Origin of the sequence: Terriglobus sp. ADX1 (assembly GCF_036877645.1) — a bacterium.
Taxonomy (GTDB): Bacteria; Acidobacteriota; Terriglobia; order Terriglobales; family Acidobacteriaceae; genus Terriglobus.
The window spans coordinates 26118-43727 of sequence record NZ_JAEDXV010000016.1; the positions used below are offsets into that span (position 1 = coordinate 26118).

At 55.5% G+C, this 17610-nt stretch carries 18 protein-coding genes; 5 read left to right on the plus strand and 13 right to left on the minus strand.

Features of this window, described 5'->3' with window-relative positions:
* Positions 1-4 precede the first annotated feature (4 nt).
* The 4 genes from JAO32_RS11905 to JAO32_RS11920 all read right to left on the minus strand — a co-directional run bounded on the left by JAO32_RS11905 (position 5) and on the right by JAO32_RS11920 (position 2871).
* On the minus strand, positions 5-559 hold the full coding sequence (locus JAO32_RS11905; RefSeq protein ID WP_334240614.1) for a glutathione peroxidase: 555 nt from the start codon (positions 557-559) through the stop codon (positions 5-7).
* Positions 560-684: 125 nt separating this feature from the next.
* On the minus strand, positions 685-1170 hold the full coding sequence (locus tag JAO32_RS11910) for a hypothetical protein (RefSeq protein WP_334240617.1): 486 nt from the start codon (positions 1168-1170) through the stop codon (positions 685-687).
* Positions 1171-1397: 227 nt separating this feature from the next.
* Positions 1398-1598, minus strand: coding sequence for a cold-shock protein (locus tag JAO32_RS11915; RefSeq protein WP_047490646.1), 201 nt, complete (start codon positions 1596-1598; stop codon positions 1398-1400).
* Positions 1599-1830: 232 nt separating this feature from the next.
* Positions 1831-2871: a Gfo/Idh/MocA family protein gene (locus JAO32_RS11920; RefSeq protein WP_334240620.1), complete on the minus strand. Its 1041-nt coding sequence runs from the start codon at positions 2869-2871 to the stop codon at positions 1831-1833.
* A 217-nt stretch (positions 2872-3088) separates the two neighbouring features.
* On the opposite strand from JAO32_RS11920, the gene JAO32_RS11925 reads away from it, so the two are divergent.
* On the plus strand, positions 3089-3760 hold the full coding sequence (locus tag JAO32_RS11925) for a DUF882 domain-containing protein (protein ID WP_334240622.1): 672 nt from the start codon (positions 3089-3091) through the stop codon (positions 3758-3760).
* Between the two features lie 69 nt (positions 3761-3829).
* Here JAO32_RS11925 and JAO32_RS11930 read toward each other — a convergent pair whose 3' ends face one another.
* A complete protein-coding gene (locus JAO32_RS11930; RefSeq protein ID WP_334240624.1) occupies positions 3830-4909 on the minus strand; it encodes a DUF3298 domain-containing protein in 1080 nt (359 codons plus the stop codon).
* 86 nt (positions 4910-4995) lie between these two features.
* Positions 4996-5352 (minus strand): glycine zipper domain-containing protein, encoded by a 357-nt coding sequence (locus JAO32_RS11935; RefSeq protein ID WP_334240626.1) that lies wholly within the window; start codon positions 5350-5352, stop codon positions 4996-4998.
* A gap of 234 nt (positions 5353-5586) precedes the next feature.
* Between JAO32_RS11935 and JAO32_RS11940 the strand changes: the two genes are divergently transcribed.
* Complete coding sequence (locus JAO32_RS11940) at positions 5587-5880, plus strand: hypothetical protein (protein WP_334240628.1); 294 nt, start codon at positions 5587-5589, stop codon at positions 5878-5880.
* Positions 5881-5885: 5 nt separating this feature from the next.
* Here JAO32_RS11940 and JAO32_RS11945 read toward each other — a convergent pair whose 3' ends face one another.
* Both JAO32_RS11945 and JAO32_RS11950 read right to left on the minus strand, forming a co-directional pair.
* Positions 5886-6566: an Ig-like domain-containing protein gene (locus tag JAO32_RS11945; protein ID WP_334240630.1), complete on the minus strand. Its 681-nt coding sequence runs from the start codon at positions 6564-6566 to the stop codon at positions 5886-5888.
* A 103-nt stretch (positions 6567-6669) separates the two neighbouring features.
* Positions 6670-7683: a VWA domain-containing protein gene (locus JAO32_RS11950; protein ID WP_334240631.1), complete on the minus strand. Its 1014-nt coding sequence runs from the start codon at positions 7681-7683 to the stop codon at positions 6670-6672.
* A gap of 64 nt (positions 7684-7747) precedes the next feature.
* Between JAO32_RS11950 and JAO32_RS11955 the strand changes: the two genes are divergently transcribed.
* The 3 genes from JAO32_RS11955 to JAO32_RS11965 all read left to right on the plus strand — a co-directional run bounded on the left by JAO32_RS11955 (position 7748) and on the right by JAO32_RS11965 (position 11958).
* Entirely contained in the window at positions 7748-9871 is a 2124-nt protein-coding gene (locus tag JAO32_RS11955) for a prolyl oligopeptidase family serine peptidase (RefSeq protein WP_334240634.1), read from the plus strand.
* A 107-nt stretch (positions 9872-9978) separates the two neighbouring features.
* The gene (locus tag JAO32_RS11960) at positions 9979-10716 is read left to right on the plus strand and encodes an SRPBCC family protein (RefSeq protein WP_334240636.1); all 738 of its coding nucleotides are present in this window, start codon (positions 9979-9981) and stop codon (positions 10714-10716) included.
* A 33-nt stretch (positions 10717-10749) separates the two neighbouring features.
* Positions 10750-11958 carry a zinc-dependent alcohol dehydrogenase gene (locus tag JAO32_RS11965; protein WP_334240638.1) on the plus strand — a complete coding sequence of 403 codons (1209 nt, stop codon included), beginning with the start codon at positions 10750-10752 and terminating at the stop codon, positions 11956-11958.
* 55 nt (positions 11959-12013) lie between these two features.
* On the opposite strand, the gene JAO32_RS11970 is transcribed toward JAO32_RS11965, so the two are convergent.
* The 5 genes from JAO32_RS11970 to JAO32_RS11990 are packed head-to-tail and all read right to left on the minus strand — an operon-like array spanning position 12014 to position 17478.
* Positions 12014-12814 (minus strand): 3-ketoacyl-ACP reductase, encoded by an 801-nt coding sequence (locus tag JAO32_RS11970; RefSeq protein ID WP_334240640.1) that lies wholly within the window; start codon positions 12812-12814, stop codon positions 12014-12016.
* Between the two features lie 3 nt (positions 12815-12817).
* Positions 12818-14194 carry a hypothetical protein gene (locus tag JAO32_RS11975; protein ID WP_334240642.1) on the minus strand — a complete coding sequence of 459 codons (1377 nt, stop codon included), beginning with the start codon at positions 14192-14194 and terminating at the stop codon, positions 12818-12820.
* 16 nt (positions 14195-14210) lie between these two features.
* Positions 14211-15023 carry a sugar phosphate isomerase/epimerase family protein gene (locus tag JAO32_RS11980; RefSeq protein ID WP_334240644.1) on the minus strand — a complete coding sequence of 271 codons (813 nt, stop codon included), beginning with the start codon at positions 15021-15023 and terminating at the stop codon, positions 14211-14213.
* A gap of 3 nt (positions 15024-15026) precedes the next feature.
* Positions 15027-16202: a Gfo/Idh/MocA family protein gene (locus JAO32_RS11985; RefSeq protein WP_334240646.1), complete on the minus strand. Its 1176-nt coding sequence runs from the start codon at positions 16200-16202 to the stop codon at positions 15027-15029.
* A 28-nt stretch (positions 16203-16230) separates the two neighbouring features.
* Positions 16231-17478, minus strand: coding sequence for an MFS transporter (locus tag JAO32_RS11990; protein WP_334240647.1), 1248 nt, complete (start codon positions 17476-17478; stop codon positions 16231-16233).
* Positions 17479-17610: the final 132 nt, after the last annotated feature.

Here is a 17610-nt window from a genome sequence, read left to right on the forward strand (position 1 = left end):
GCGTCTAGCGCTTTGCCAGTTCGCGCTCAATTGCCTGTGTGACCTCAGGCGCATCGGGCAGCGTGTCTGGCGAGAAGCGTGCCACCGGCGTGCCTTCGCGGCTCAGCAGGAACTTCTCAAAATTCCAGAGCAGTTCAGGCTCCTCATTCGGCTTTACGCCGAACTTGACCAGGCCATCGACCATGTCCTGCTTGCCGGCGCCCTCAGAAGTGGGCTGCGCCTCAATCATGGCCGCGTACAGCGGATGCTTCGAGGGGCCGACCACGGTGATCTTCGAGAACATGGGGAAGTCCACGCCGAAGGTGCTGCGGCAGAACTGCTGGATTTCGTCGTTGGAACCCGGCTCCTGACCCGCGAAGTCGTTCGCAGGAAAACCAAGGATCTCAAAGCCCGCATCGTGATAGCGCTTGTAGGTTTTTTCCAGTGCATCGTACTGCGGCGTCAGGCCGCACTTTGAGGCGACATTCACAATCAACAGCACCTTGCCGCGATACTCGCCCAGCGTGGTGACGGTGCCATCCATGCGTGTGAGGGGAACGGAATACAGATCGAAAGCCATGGCATCCAGCATAAAGCCGGTGCCTGCGAGAACGCGGTATCGGCTTGGGAAACAATGAAAGAAAAACGGCGGGCAGATGTGTCCTTGTTTCGGAACCATCCACCCGCCGCAGATACAACTGTCTTTTAGTTTGCAGCGGCCAGGACAGACTTCTGGCGACGCTTCTTGTATGCAGCCAGATCGTCCTGCCACGAGCCCAGGGCAATCGCCAGCGGCGATTCCTCTTCACGCAGCGCTTGCTGCTGCAGGTGGCTTACCTTCTTCCCGAAGGCTGACATCCCTTTCGCTGCGTGCATCGCGGAAGTAACCGCAGCCACTTCCTCAGCCGATGCCGCCGTGTCGTCCCGATGGGAGCAATTGTCCGTCCAGCCTTCCGGGCGGAATGAGCGAGGAAGTTCACTCTCGTGATACTCAATACCGGAAGCTGCCAACGAACGTGCCGTTGCGACCAGTGTTTCGCGTTTTGCCGACATCTTCTTCACGGCAGCATCTCGCAGAGTTTCGGTCGCGAAGACCTCATGCTTCTGCAGGTGAATCAGCTTGCGGTCGTAAAGATCAATTTCGCGATGCAAATCACGAAGGTAGTACTTATCCTGCACAACAATGCGCATCCGGTGTGCTCCTGGCCGTAGGCCCGATGAAATTGTGTCTCCGAACATGCAGAGGAACCCGGGAGGTTCTGGATGGGGGAGGGTAGCTCTCCTGCATGCACACACTAAGTAGGATGCGGATTTCGGCGAACGCGTCAGTCGGTGGAACCATAGACACCGAATTTCTCTCTGTAAACGCGAAGAGGGCGACCCGAAGGTCGCCCTCTTTCCATCAGAAACTCTTAGAGTTAGACGGGCTGTACGTTCTCAGCCTGCCAGCCCTTCGGTCCCTTCACGACATTGAAGCTCACGCGCTGGCCTTCCTGCAGCGAGCGGAAACCCTGAGCCTGAATTGCCGTGTGGTGAACGAATACATCCTCGCCGTTGTCGCGCGAGATGAAACCAAAACCCTTAGCGTCGTTGAACCACTTCACATTACCCTGTTCCATTGCCTTGTCCCTGTCCTAATACTTCTGTTGGTGTTCGCTGAATCTCTCAATACGGTTTTGCAAGTGCGTTTGGGCAGGGCGAGCAAAGAACCAAAACTGAGGGTCAAACGATTGCGAATAGCGTAGCACAAACCCTATGAATGATTGCGACTTTTTCACGCTTCATTTCGTCTAAGTACAATACCGCCTGATATATGCACCATTCCCGTTGCAATTTGAGCTATTCCCCTGCTCAAAAGCCAGGGATATTCGCTGCACGGTAAATTCTTTCCATTTCACGCAAGTCTGCCAGCCCGTCTTCGCCAGGTGTAATCGTGTCACGATCTTCACGTACAGCGGCGGCCAGTTCTTCTGCCTCCAGGCGGAATTCAGGAAAATCCAACTCCCGCACCTTAATTTCCATGGGACGCTCAGATGCCGGGTTGTGGACTTCGCCGCGGATGCGATACGGCTCCTGCCAACGGAATGCTGGCGCCATCAACGCACTGCCGAACTCGCCCGTTACCTTCAGGGTGTCCGGAATATCGCGTTCATAAGAGGATGAACAGATGGCGCGAGCGCCGGATGGGAAGACACTCGTCCAGCTCACCTCTCGCTCCATGCCGTTTGCGTCGCACGTGGCGGAGGCGTCTTCCACTGCGATCGGCTCTTCTGCCAGCAGAAAGCGCGCAGCGTTCAGTGGATAAATCCCGACATCCCAAAGAGATCCGCCTCCGGCCAGCGTGCCCTGATCGCGCCATCCTGGCTTGAGTTCAAATCCGAATCCAGTCTCGATGCGCAAGGAGGACAAGGGGCCGAAGGCTCCTGTCTGGATCAGTTCCCGCAGATGTTTGTGAGGCATGGTGTGGGGGCAGCGATAGGCGATTCCCAGTCGCACCCCTGCCTTGCGGCATGCGGCGATCATCGCTTCGGCATCCCCCGAGGTGGAGGCCATCGGCTTCTCGCACAGTACATGCTTCCCTGCTGCGGCGGCGCGTTCCGTGTATTCGCGATGCAGGCTCACGGGCAGCGCCAGGTACACAGCGTCAATCGCTGGATTGTCCGCGATCCGGTCAAAGTCAGCATAAGAATATGTGGTGTCCGCACCATATTTCTTTGCCATGGCGCTTGCCTTCGCGGCATCGCCACTGACCACGGCCGAGACCCGGCAGGTGAGTGAACCGCGGAGTTCTTCCAGAAAAGGCTTGGCAATATGGCCCAGTCCAACCACGGCGAAGCCGAATTTTCCTTCAGAAACGGCTTTTGAGGAACGAAAACGATCCAGCAGACCCATGCCCCTAGCCTATATGCGCCATCCGGCACATCTGGCAGCGTGTGACGTCCCATGCAGGTACATTCTGCAACGTTGCCCCCGCAATTGGGTAAAATGAATGAGTAGCGTATCTGGGGCGGACAAATCGGCATCGGAGAATGCCATTTGCAGGTCGCGAAATGGAAGTCCCCGCTCAGGCACGACGCTTTACCCATTCCTCGGACCGGAGCCCTTTCGCTTGAACCTTTCTTCGCGTACCAGCCGCACGCTTGCCATTGCCTTCACCACTCTCACCACACTCGGAATTGCCGCAGGCGCACGCGCTGTTCGTGCCGCGGAAGAAGTTCCGGTAACGCCCGTGACCAAGCCAGCCCCGGCGAAGCCCACGCTGGCAGAGACGTTTCGTCTGCGGATGCACCACCTGCATACGGGTGAAGACATTGACGTGGCTTACAAGTCCGATGGGGAGTACGACCTGGGTGGCATTGCGAAGCTGAACCACTTCCTGCGTGACCACCGCACGCAGAACACCGCCGATTACGATCCGCGTGAGTTCGATCTTCTGCATGCGTTGCTGGTGAAACTGGGCAAGCCGAACGCTACCATCGACATTGTTTGCGGCTATCGCACGCCGTGGTCCAACAACTTCCTGCGCACACGTTCTTCTTCGACCGGTGTGGCCGAGCATTCGCAGCACATGCTCTCCAAGGCGATTGATATTCGCATTCCCGGCGTGAGCACGCTGGCACTGCGCAATGCAGCGCTCTCGCTGGGCATGGGCGGTGTGGGTTATTACCCCACCAGCCAGTTCGTTCATGTGGATGTGGGGCCGGTTCGTCAGTGGCAGTTTGGTGGACGCTCGTTGCAGACCGCATCGCGCAAGCATTCTCATCGCAACCGTCGCGCGTAACAAGACGCATCGCATTACGCAGCAGAGGCGGCTACGTGGCCGCCTCTGCTCTATTTGCGGAAGCAAAATCTAAGGCGTAACAAATCCCTTCGCTAATAGCGGCTTCAATTGCGTCCACGACAGCACCGTATCTTCAGGATGAAACAGTCTTGGCGCGATTGTGTAGTCCGGATAGCTGATGTGCAAGCCGTCGACCTCGAGCGTCCAGTTCGTCACATCACTCAGTACATCCTGGAGCGCTTTCACCTGTGGCCCATCTACGTTTTCGTAGAGGAACTTTTCCTTCTTGTTCCGCGCACTGAGATCGGTCCATACCATCTCACCCACGCGCTGCTTCCATTCCTTCGCAACAAATACGTCCTCTGCCTTCAGAGCACGCTTTTCCTTTAATAGCCAGGTTAGGGTCTCGGACGTTTCGTAAGGATGCGCTGCGCCATGTCCCATACCGAAGGCTGCGATGACAGTCGTCACACGATCATGCTCCACGTTACGCAGCACGCCTTTGATCTGCGAATCCGCACCTGCTGCCATGGCATCATCCCATGACTTGGGCAACGTGCGTTTTGTTCCATTCATCAGTTCCTGTATCTGGCCTGCGCCCGCAGTCTTTAGCATGTGTGCTTCCACCGCGGCGCTCCATGCGATCCACTCTTCTGTATCGGTGTCTGCCGCTGGCCATGTGGCTTGCAACGTTCCATAACCGGGATGCTCGCCTGCCGGCATATCCGGGTTGTTTCCCGCGACGTCAGCTTCCGCAAGAAATTGAGACCGTGTCAGGAAGGCCACTCCATCACGGACACCGACTGCACTGCGTAACTGTTTTAGGCGTGTGTCGTACAGCGGCTTCAAACAGGAAGCAGCATTTGCTCGCGTCATTGCAGGCTCATTCACACGACACACCTGCTGCGCATAGGACAACCATTGCACCTGGTCTACACGCAAAAGGCCAACGCTGTTGGAAGACAACCGCGAGAGGTCGTTGCGATAGGCAACGCTCATCGCAGAATCCGCAGCGCTCAACTTTGCGTCGCTGCAGATAGCGCGCTCCATGGGACGCTTCGCCTTTACGCAATCGAAGCTGGCCGCATGCGCCGCTATGAAACTTGTCGCGCTGCACAGTAGCAGTGCCTTCCAGAAATTTCCTCGCATGGATTTTGAGATGCAAATCCATGGAAAAACGAAAACGCCGCCTGAAAATCAGGGCGGCGTTTCGTCGTTCCTATTAGGCCTTGTTGTTAGTAGCGACGACCGTAGGCGTCGTAACGCGCTTCATCCTTGTGGCGTTTTTCCTCATTCGCATGGCCCAGCAGTGCACCACCACCGGCACCAATGGCACCGCCAATCAACGCGCCCTTACCGCCGCCTGCCAATGCACCAATGCCAGCACCCGCACCACCACCAATTAATGCGCCCTTGCCCGTGCCGATACCACTGTGGCGCTTATGCCAGTTTCCGTGGCTGTCGCGATAGTAATAACGCGAATCGTGATGCTGCGCATTTGCACTCTGCGTTACTACCAAAGGAGCTGCCGTACCCAACACCATGACACTGCCCAAAACCAAACCCGAGAGTTTCTTTCCAAAGATATTCATCGTCCTTGCCTCCTCGCCGCCATGCTTCCTGGGCAGCTCTGTATCATTCACCAACCGGATAGATGCGGATAGGCTCTGAGGGTTTTCCCCGGGAGGTAAGTTCTATGGAGTGATGATGTTAGTGCTGTCATAAATGCATCTTTGTTACGTATGAACATGCATCCCTAAGCGTACGCATAGCATCGCGACCGCTGCGTGATGTATGACTACACATGCAGGGAAAGGAAGGTTTGCGTGGCCCGCTTGATTCTTCGCATTGCCGCGTTGGCGTTGCTGATTGTTTGCATGATCGTTGCCGCAGACTGGATTGTGTGGCGCATTCGAATGGCGCGCGGCAATGGTATGGATGAAGTTACAGTCACGCAGGTAAGTGCTGCGGAGTTGAAGCGCAACAAAGAAGAGTATTACTTTGACGGAGACATCACGATCTCCTGCGCTCGCAGCCTCTTTCCTCCGCTTACCTCAAACGGATGGCTGCCACCGTGCTGGTATCTACGCAGACACACTACCGTGGTGCAACACATTTAGTTCCGTTAATTCACCGTTACGGTCACAGCGCTTGAGGTGCTGGAGGCATATGTGCTGTCGCCTTCATAGGTGGCCGTCACGGAATCGCTCCCGGTGGGAAGTGCCGTGGTGGTGAGACTTGCCGATCCACTGACCAGTGTTTGCGATCCCAGCAGCGTGGTGCCGTTATAGAAGTTGACACTGCCCGAAGCGGCTGAAGACGATACTGTTGCCGTCATGGTCACCGAACCGCCCGATGCGATGCTGCTGGAGGAAACGGTGAGCGATGTCGTCGTGGACGTGAGGCTGCTACTGCTGCTGGTAATGGTGATGGTCTTGCTCGGCGATGTGCCCTGGTTATAAGCCGACGAACCATCAAACACTGCATATACCGTGTGGGTTCCGACGGCCAACGTTGTCACTGCAAGAGAAGCGGTCCCGCTGCTGAGCGTGCCTGTCCCCAGATCCGTGCTGCCGTCGTAGAAGTCCACGCTTCCCGTGGGAACGCCCTGTGCGGTGACTGCTGCCGCATCGGCGGCGTTTACCGTTGCTGTGAGCGTGATGCTGGTGCCATACGTGGCGTTGGTAGCCGATGGCGTCAGCGCGACGGTGACGCCAGTGCCAAAGAAAAAACCACTGCAACCCGTAAGCGAAACACAACCCACAGTCACAGCCAGCGCCGCAGCGGCACGAATCCAGGATCGCAAATGCACCTCATCTGAGGCATCCGCGGAAAACGAAAGTGGCCTCGTCCTCATTGGACGAGATCACCCTGTATTTCGGCTACTTCATGAAGTACCAGATCGCACATCATTGCTTTTCTACATCCGGCGGAGGCGTATTGCCTGCGTAGTAGTTCCGGCGCGCGCGGATGTCCGCCTTGGGATACTCGGGAACACTAACACGAATCTCATGCAGACCATCTTCTGCGCCCTTGGGAACGGGAAAGCTTAGCAGGTAGTAGTTGTGTACACGATTGCTTAGCCTGGTCAGGCTTTCATCGAAACCATTGCGGTTATGAAAGCTGAAGTAGTCGCCACCGGACTGCACTGTGAGCCACTTCGCCGTGTTCTTCTTCATGGCCTGAACGGCCATGAGCAACAGGCCAAATGGACCGGAACCACCGCGAAAGTGTGTCGCTTCTTCGCGCAATTCGTTTGTGCCGGGCGAGTAAGACACCGCGTCGACAACGGTATTGCTGCGACCTAACTGCGCGATCAGTTCCGCCTCTTTCACCGTGGAGCCGTGGTCGCGCTCTTCGCCAATCAACAGCACCGCATGACGATTGTGGCTGTCGCGATTCTCAAGGATCGAACTTGCATAACTGACGGCATCGCGTGTGGCATTCTTGTCGTCTTCGCATGGGCCCATCTTTTGCATGGCCGCCTCGACCTTTGCACTGGAGCGCGTGAAGGGTTGTACCAACTCTGGATGACTTCCGTAGCGAACCAGCGCGACTTCACGTTTGCCGCCACCCACAAGGTTCTCAAGCAGTTCCGGAAGACCTTCCAGCTTCTCGTATTCCATGATGGCCATGCGCGAACACTGTACCGCAACGACAAGGGAGAGCCCCAGCGAATCCGCATCTTCATCCAGTGTTACCGGTTGATCGACACCGTTGTCTGTAATGTGAAACTGGTTTGCCTTCAGGCCATAGATGATCTGCCCCTTCAGGCTGACCGTGGTGGGCACCAGCACGATCTTTGCGCTGGTCTGCAGGGTGTATGGCTGATCTGGCGCTGCCGGTGGTGTCGGCTGCTGTTGCCCATGCAGAACGCTGCCCATCGCTACCAGAAGACCGCAAACCCATCCACGCAAACTCATGCTGCTATTGTGACGGCGTTACACTCAGTTGGCGAGCCGTAAATTTCATGCAACGGAGTTGGACATGTATCGGCACCTTGCCGCAATTCTGCTGACCGCCAGCATGTCCACCGCACAGACACCCAGGAGTACCACCGCCTTGCACTATCCCACACCGCACACCGTTCCGCAGGTTGACGATTACTTTGGCACCAAGGTCAGCGACCCGTATCGCTGGATGGAAGATCTGGATTCGCCAGAGACAAAGGCATGGGTTGATGCGGAGAACGAAGTCACCGCTGCTTACTTCAAACCGCTGAAATTTCGCGACAGCATTCACAAGCGCATGATGGACCTGGCGAACTATGAGCGCTTCTCCATGCCGCAGAAGCGTGGCAGCCGCTACTTCTATTCGCGGAATAGTGGATTGCAGAATCAGGCCGTCGTTTATTGGACCGAAGGATTGCACGGCGAGCCGCGTGAGTTGATTGACCCCAACACTTACCTTGCCGATGGCACCATGGCGATTGGTTCGCTCTCCATTACGCATGATGGCCGACTTGCCGCCATTTCACTGAGCGAAGCCGGAAGCGATTGGCAGAAGATCATTGTCCGCGACGTGGCTACCGGGAAAGATCTACCTGATGTGATCCAGTGGACTAAGTTTGGCGGCGCCGCATGGCTGCACGATGGCACTGGCTTTTATTACAGCGGCTATGACGCTCCACCGGATGGTGATGTGCTGAAGGCTGCAAACTTCAGCATGAAGATCTTCTTTCACAAACTGGGCACAGCGCAAAAGAGTGATCCCGTCGTCTTTGAACGTCCTGACAACAAGGAGATCTATATCTTCAGCGGCGTTACAGACGATGGGAAATATCTCCTCATCACACAGCAGCAAGGCACCAGCCCGAACAATGAACTTGCAGTACTGGACCTGACCGACCCAAATGCGAAGGTGCAACGACTGATCACGGATGCGGATGCGACTTACTCGCCGATTGGCAATGATGGATCGCGCTTCTGGCTGTACACAACGCTGAACGCGAGCAATGGCAAGGTGATTGCCATTGACCTGAAGCAACCGGAGCGTGAGCATTGGACCACTGTTATTCCGGAAGCAAAGAGCAAGCTGGATAGCGTGTCGCTGGTGCATCGCACGCTGATTGCAGAGTATCTGCAGGATGCACATACGCAGGTTGAGTTGTTCGACGAGAAGGGCAATCACATACACACGCTGGCTTTGCCGGGCATTGGAACAGCCACGGGATTTAGCGGCGAGCGTGACGACGAAGAGACGTTCTACAGCTTTGCGAACTTCACCACGCCGAATGTGATCTTCCGGCTGGACATGAAAACGCTGCAATCCACGGTGTATCGGGAGCCGAAGGTTGCGTTCGATCGCGCACAGTATGAGTCAAAGGAAGTATTCGTTACCTCTAAAGACGGCACAAAGGTTCCTGTTTTCCTGACTTATAAAAAGGGCCTCAAGCTGGACGGAAATAATCCGACACTGCTGTATGCGTATGGCGGTTTCAATGTTTCTTTGTCGCCGTACTTCTCTGCAACGCTGATTCCATGGCTGGAACGCGGCGGCGTGTATGCGCTGGCATGCCTGCGCGGTGGCGGCGAATACGGCGAAGCATGGCATCAGGCAGGCATGAAGCTGAACAAGCAGAATGTCTTCGATGACTTTATTGCCAGCGCCGAATGGCTCATTGCGAATAAGTACACATCGTCGAAAAAGCTTGCCATTCGCGGTGAATCAAACGGTGGCTTGTTGATGGGTGCCATGATCACGCAACGTCCTGATCTGTTTGGAGCAGTTGCTGCAGGCGTTGGCGTAATGGATATGCTGCGTTTCGATAAGTTCACTGTGGGCTGGGGATGGAAGGCAGACTACGGCTCACCCAGTGAAAATGAAGCGGAGTTTCATGCGATCTATAAATACTCACCGCTGCATAACCTGAAGCCCGGCGCGAAATATCCGTCTACGCTCATCTTCACTGCCGATCATGACGATCGCGTGTTTCCTGCACATAGCTTCAAATTCGCTGCGCAGATGCAAAAGGACCAGGCTGGACCTGCGCCAGTCCTCATTCGCATTGAAACGCGTGCTGGGCACGGTGGTGGCATGCCACTATCCAAACGACTGGATGTGGAAGCAGACATTCAGGCATTCTTTCTGCACGAGCTTGGTGTCGAATAGCATTTCTCCGGCCATGTCGCATACTCGACATGGCCGGATTTGACCGGTTCCCGCAGGCTACGGGAATGACCATGGCCCCGTCCTATCACCCGGAGATAGGCATAGCTATGGCAGAGTCAGTACAGTTTCCCCGGCAGGGTAGTGAGTACGTTCCGTTGCCAAGCGGCAGCACAGGCAATCGCGTGTTGGCGCACACCGTGCAAACCATTGCAACCACACCAGAGCAGGCCTACGCACTGTATTCGCGACCCGAGACGCTGCATATCTGGCAAGAGGGTTTGGTTTCTGTGACGCAGACGGGCGATCGCACCATGCACTGGGTGATGGAGGACCCCACCACGAGAAAACAGGTGGAGTTCGACGTTGAGGTGGTGGAAGCGGTTGAAGGCGTTCGACACGTTTCCCGGATATTGAACGGCCCGTTTGCTGGCACGGAAGACACAGTTACTTTTGAGACGCATCCCGCAGGTCGCGGCACCATTGTTAGATGGGTGAGCAATTACGCCATGCCGGGAGGTGTGGTAACAAAAATCGCATCGTCGATACTATCTCGTGGTCCACAACAATTGGTCATTGAGAATCTGCGCCACCTGAAACAGTTATTGGAAGCGGGCGAGATACCAAGCGTGGAAGGACAACCTGCTGGCCCGCGTGGCGTGATGGGCCAATGGAAGCGCTTTCTGATGGGCGAGAACATGCCGACGCCTCCGGGCACATCCGATCGCTCCCGCCCACAAGATCTTCCGAAACATTCCGAAGGGCCGAATGCCTGGGTTGTAGGCGGCGTTGCGGTGGCTGCAGCGGCGGGCGCCTGGTATGGCGTGCGCAAGCTCATTGAAGACTAAGACGCACCACCTAAAGATTTAGGAGCAAGGATCATGAAGGCTATTTGCTGGATGGGCACGGGCAAGGTCGAAGTTCAAGCGGTTGATGATCCAAAGATCATCAACCCTTCGGATGCCATACTCCGAGTTACACGTACTGCAATCTGCGGAAGCGATCTGCACCTGTATGACGGCTACATTCCCACCATGGAATCCGGTGACATTCTTGGTCATGAATTCATGGGGATTGTCGAGGAAGTTGGCAGCGAGGTAAAGAACCTGAAGAAGGGCGACCGGGTTGTGGTGCCGTTCACCATTGCCTGCGGTAGCTGTCTCTTCTGCAAGAAGGACCTATGGTCACTGTGTGACAACACCAATCCAAATGCGCGTGTTTGCGAACAGTTCTATGGCTATTCAGGCTCTGCATTGTTCGGCTACTCGCATATCTATGGCGGATTTGCCGGCGGCCAAGCACAGTATGTCCGCGTGCCCTTTGCTGACGTAGGACCGATCAAGATTGAAAGCGGCATCGATGACGAGAAGGTGCTATTTCTCTCAGACATCTATCCCACCGGATACCAGGGCGCAGAGAACGCAAACATTCAACCCGGCGACAACGTGGCTGTGTGGGGCGCGGGTCCGGTTGGACTATTCGCAGCCGCCAGTGCTTACATGCTGGGCGCGGAAAAGGTTTTCGTGATCGATCGCTTTCCGGAACGACTTGAGTTAGCGCGCAATTACTGCGGTGCAACCACCATTGACTATTCCGACGGTAAAAGTATCGTGGAAGCTTTGCGCGATCTTACAGGCGGTGTTGGACCTGACGGATGCATCGATGCCGTCGGCATGGAAGCACATGGCACAGATGTGACCGCGCTCTATGACAAGGTGGAGCAAGGGCTGATGCTGGAGACCGATCGGCCCACGGTGTTGCGCCAGATATTTCAGGCCGCACGTAAAGGTGGAAATGTTTCCATTCCTGGTGTGTATGGGGGTGCGTTAAATAAGCTGAACTTTGGCGCGGCTTTCGGCAAGGGTTTGAACCTGAAAATGGGACAGACCAATATGCACAAATATCTGAAGCCATTGCTTGAGAAAGTGGAGGCAGGACAGATTGATCCCAGCTTCCTTATCTCGCATCGTATCGGTATTCAGGACGTACCGGAGATGTACAAGGTGTGGCGCGATAAGAAGGATCGTGTCACAAAGATCGTGATTGATCCGTGGCGCGAAACAGGCATCGATCGTCTTCACGTGGCATAAGAGTTTTAGACACAACAAAGCGGCCGCAAGTAAAAGATTGCGCGCTTTGTTGTGTTCACAAGCGCGGGAGTGTCATGCCGCCATCAAGAACCAGCGTTGCCCCAGGTGCATACGGCAAGCTTCCACATGCAAGCATGGCAACCGCGATGCCGATGTCATCGGGTGTCCCCCAACGTTTGTCCAACAGTAGGTCTGTTTCCATCAGCGCATCGTATTTGCCCTTCACTCCTGCGGTCATATCCGTTGCGATCACACCGGGCTGCACTTCAAAAACGCCGATGCCATGCTGCGTAAGTCGTGAGGCCCACAGTTTTGTGGCCATAGCGATGCCCGCTTTGCTGATGCAGTAGTCGCCGCGATTGATACTGGCGACAAAAGCAGAGACGGAACTTACATTCACAATCGTGCGCCGCTCACGCTTGCTCTCCTGCAACTGGACCATCCATTTTGCGATGGCCTGCGTTAGGAAGTATGGCCCTTTGAGATTGGTGGAGATCAGTTCATCAAAGCTCTCTTCCGTTGCTTCCAGAAGGTCGGCGCGGACGCGCGGTGCAATTCCCGCATTATTCACCAGCACATCAATACGTCCGAAGCGATCGTTCACAAAACGAACTAAAGCTTCACGCGCTGCTGCGCTGCTTACATCTGCTGCGGCGTATTCGATCGCCTGCGACGCATCTGCGCGTGCTGCTTCCAATGCGGCAATGGCATCCGCAACATCGCTCTTGTCGCGGCGTCCGGTGATGAGGACATCAAATCCACTGGCTGCGAGTTGTTTCGCAATGCCAAAGCCGATACCACGTCCGCCGCCTGTTACCAGCGCAACGCGCCCTTTGTTATCTGCAGGATTTGTCATCGCTCACTCCGCATCGAAAAACGTGTAGTACTTGTCCTGAGCCAGACGATGCAACAGCAAGCCTAGTTCCAGCATGTGATAGTCGCCCCACATACTCGATTCACCTTGCGGAATCTTCGCGCCGGGCGGCGTGTAATCCCAGCCGTTAGGCCGGTGATAAATGCTGTGCAACAGAATGCCTTCGTGTGCAGCGCTGGTAGAGAGATAGGGTTCCTGCAGCAATGTGTCTGCGACGGCGAGGCCAGCCTGGAAATAGGCTTCTCCGTCTTTGCCGAGCACGCGCCCTAAACGCAGCAGCCCTTGCGCCGCGATTGAACTTGCAGAGGAATCCACGGGTTCGTAATCATTGAACGGATCTGCAGGACGGCCCATCCAGTCGCCGAGCTTGTGCATCTGCGCTGCGCCAGTGTCCCAATAGCAGATGCCATCGCTTGCTGTTCCCTGTTGTATGTAGAAGTCGCAGGTCGCGCGCGCTGCTTTCTCCATGATTGCGAGCGCATCGGCTTTGTGCTCACCGATGGCAATGAAATCACTTTCGGGAAGCGTTGCAAGAAACTCAAGTTCTTCCGCATATCCGAGAACAGCCCATGCTAAACCACGCGTCCACGTGGTGAATGCAGAGTAGCCCTGCTGCGTGGATGGGCAACGGAAGGTTCCGCTCCTTGGATTGAACACCGCTTCATGCACAGTGCGTCCGCGCAGCTCTGGTGTGTCGTAACTGTCGCGTCCTTCGCCGTAATAAATGTTGAAGCGCGAGGATGTCTTCGCGTGCGTAAGCAGACGCTCCAACAGCGAGATGCTGCGGTCCTGCTCGCCCAACAGGGTGTGCCCCAGCGCGTGGGCCACGCCGCAGATGCGGATCGTACGCATGGTGTCAATGAAGAGCGAATGCGATCCGTTGAAGGAGTGGATGAAGCCTGCGCCTTCCGGCAAGTCTGTCCAACGCGCGGCCTGCACTGCTCCACTGCTCTTCAACGCAAGTTCATAGAAGTTCATCTCCCACTCGTTGTGGGGAATGATTCCTTCCTGCATCAGGCGACGGAGCTGGCCATACGTGGAGAGATTATTGAAGCCGTGATCGTGCACGCCGATGTGCGTAATGTGTTCTGCCATGTGCTGCAGTGTGTTTTCGCGACCAATCTGCAAGAGCTTCGCATCACGCGTGATGTCGTAGCAGAGGATGGCATTGCCATAGGCAAAGCCCTGTGTCCACTGCGTCCAGTTACGACCTGCATATTCACCAGCGCGCGTTACAACAGGAGCGCCCATGTTCACTTGCCAACGCGCAGCAATGCGTTTTGTCTTCTCTGAAGCAAGTTCAAATAAGCGCGTAATAGCAGGCGCGAGTTCCTGTGGTGTTCTCTGGCGTTCAACCTTCATCGTCGTGATCCTTCAGCTATACAAGTTTCGTAAATCGTTCCACCACAGTTGCCAATACGTGGTCGCCATCGCTATCCCAAAGCGCCTGGTTAAAAATCTCCACTTCTATCGGGCCGTTATATCCCGCAGCTTCCACCGCCATGCGGAAGCCATGGTTATCAATGGCGCCATCGCCCATCATGCCGCGACCAAGCAGCATGTCTGGCATGGGAACAATCCAGTCGCATACGTGGAATCCAAAGATGCGTCCCGCAGCACGTTCGATCTGTTCATACGCATACGGGTCCCACCAAAAGTGAAACGTATCCAGAATCAAACCCACTTCATTGGCAGGATATGAAGACGCCATCGCCAATGATTGATCGATGGTGTTCAAAACAGAACGATCGCCGGCATACATGGGATGCAATGGTTCCAGACCAATCTTGACACCATGTTTGCGAGCATAAGGAACCAGCTCTGCAAGTCCATCGCTGACCATCTTACGCGCGTCCACAATGGGTACCTGCGGCGATGCACCGACTACCATCACCAGTGAATCTGCCTGCAAAGCCGCCGCCTCATCGACAGCACGAAAGTTATCCGTGATGCGTTCGCGGCGCTCCTCTGCCGTGGGTGCAACAAACATGCCTCCGCGGCACACGCTGGATACATGCAGACCGGCATCGCGCACATGCTTCACACACGCATCGAGACCAGTCTCTGCAATCTTGTGTCGCCACAGAGCGATGGAGGGGACGCCGTGACGCACGCATCCTTCCACCGCCTGTTGCACATTCCAGTTCTGCACCGTTGCCTGGTTCAGGCTCAGTCTTTGCAGGTCTACCATCGCTTATGCCTTCAACACTTCTGCATCGTTGATCACAGGAACATCCAACCAACGACGCTCTGCCCACGATTGCAATCCAAGCTCTGCAAGCTGCACGCCGCGTGCGCCATCCACAAACGTGTGCGGGAAAGGTGTATCGATAACGACGTGCTTCAGGAACATCTCCCACTGCACTTTGAACGCATTCTCATACACGGTATTGTCAGGCACTTCCTGCCAGTGCTCGCGGAACTTGAACGGATTCGGCAGATCAGGGTTCCACGTGGGACGCGGTGTGTTCACGCGATGCTGCGTCTTGCAATCGCGAAGACCAGCGATGGCGCTGCCTTCTGTTCCATCCACATGCAGATTGAACAGTTCATCGCGATACACACGCGTAGTCCATGAAGAATTGATCTGCGCGAAGATATCGCCTGCAAGTTCGAATGAGCCATATGCCGCGTCATCCGCAGTTGCATCGTAAGTCTTGCCCTCTTCATCCACGCGCGTGGGGATGTGAGTTTTGCCTGTGCAGGAGACGGATTCCACGTTGCCGAAGGTGTGATCCAGCACGTAACGCCAGTGGCAGAACATATCCAGGATGATGCCGCCATCATCTTCCTTGCGATAGTTCCATGATGGACGTTGCGCGGGTTGGCCGCCCCAATCGCCCTCAAACACCCAATAACCGAATTCGCCGCGTACAGAAAGAATGCGACCGAAGAAGCCCGAATCAATCAAGCGCTTCAGTTTGCGAATACCAGGAAGAAAGAGCTTGTCCTGCACAATGCCCTGCTTCACGCCTGCCTGTGCTGCTTTCTTCGCGAGACGGAGCGATGACTCCACACTGGTGGACAGCGGCTTTTCGCAGTACACATCCTTGCCTGCATCAATGGCCTGCGAGACAAACTGCTCGCGCAGCCCCGTGGTGCCGGCATCGAAATACACCGTGTCATTCTTATCGCCAAGTGCACGCGCAAGATCGGTAGTGTAGCGCGTAAGGCCATGCGCATCTGCAATCTGCTTCAGCTTTGCTTCATTGCGACCAACAAGAATGGGATCGGGCATGATCGTGTCGCCCTTGCCGATGGCCACGCCACCCTGTTGCCGAATGGCAAGGATGGAACGGATCAGATGCTGATTCAAACCCATGCGTCCGGTGACGCCGTTCATGATGATGCCTACGCGCTTCTCTGCCATGTGGTCCTCTTGAGGTTAAATTTCGAAGTTATGCCTGAGCGTGGTCGGGCCGTTTCACAATTGCATAAATTGCCACCGAACCAAGCACGGCTGCGGAAGCCATCACCTGCCACGCAAGGTCGTAACTGTGGTGCGCATCAAAGATGCGACCTGCGATATATGGACCTGCCCACTGACCAATTGAATACGCCACGATGATCAGCGCCAGCAATTTGCCCAGCGAAGTCAAACCAAAACACTCTGCCGTCACTAGCGGAATCAGCATGTAATCCGCGCCCATGGCGAAGCCGAAGAGGATTGCGAACACTGCTGCCGCGACGGGCTGCTTTGCAAGGAACAACAACGGAATGGCTGCTCCAAGAAGGAAGTAAAAGATGGCCATGATGTTCTTCTTGCGAAAGCGATCCGCAATGTAGCCCACGATGACGCGACCACCCAAACTTGCGGCCAGCAACAGCGAAAGGAAACGCGACGCCGATGACGCATCGTAACCAATGCTCTTGAGGAACAAGATAAAGTGCTGGATTACCGCATTCATCGCGCCGATAACAAGCGATGAGCCAATCACGATGAGCCAGAAATTGCGATCACGCAACGCTTCGCCGATGATGCCGAAGACGGAATTGCTTGCGGCTGTGTGTCTTACCAACGGTCCGGGTGCACCGTCGGGATTCAAGCCCAGTTCATGCGGCATGGAGCGCGTGAGGAAGATGGCCACCGGAAAGAGCACCACGATGATGGACACGCCAACCGCGATGATGGAGTTGCGCCAGCCATAATCGCGAATGAGCATATTGATTACCGGTGGCGCCACAGTTCCACCAAGCCCCAGGCCAAGATAGGCGAGTCCCATGGCGCGCCCGCGACGTTCGCGGAACCACTGCGCCACCAGCACCTGGTTTGAAATGGGTCCGGCCAGCACATAGCCAATGACTTCAAGAATGCACAGCACCTGGTATTCCCAGAACTGGTGCATGAAACCCATCAGGATGAGTGAGCCACCGGTAAGTAATACCCCCGCAAAGATCACCCAACGCGCACCGATCTTGTCGATGAGAATGCCCGTAACAAGTCCGGTAGGCAGGCCGATTGTCAGAAAGCCCAGGAAGAACCCTTGCGTGACCTGTGTGCGATTAAAACCAAGAGCAGACACGAACGACGGGTAGAACACCGGGAACCCGTAGAAGATGATGCCCACGGCGAAAAACAGATTGAGGAAGGCGGCCACCACAATCCACCAGCCGTAAAAGATCTTCGATTCGCGCTCTGTGGCCACTCTGCGGCTCTCCTGGTTTTGAACTCTTTGCGGCGTACGTGCTGTCGCGCAGAATTCGACATTGGCCTTGAAAATTCGCTGTGGGGTGGAAGCGCTTCCAATTGGCGCTCCCATACTAGCCAAAAACCTGTA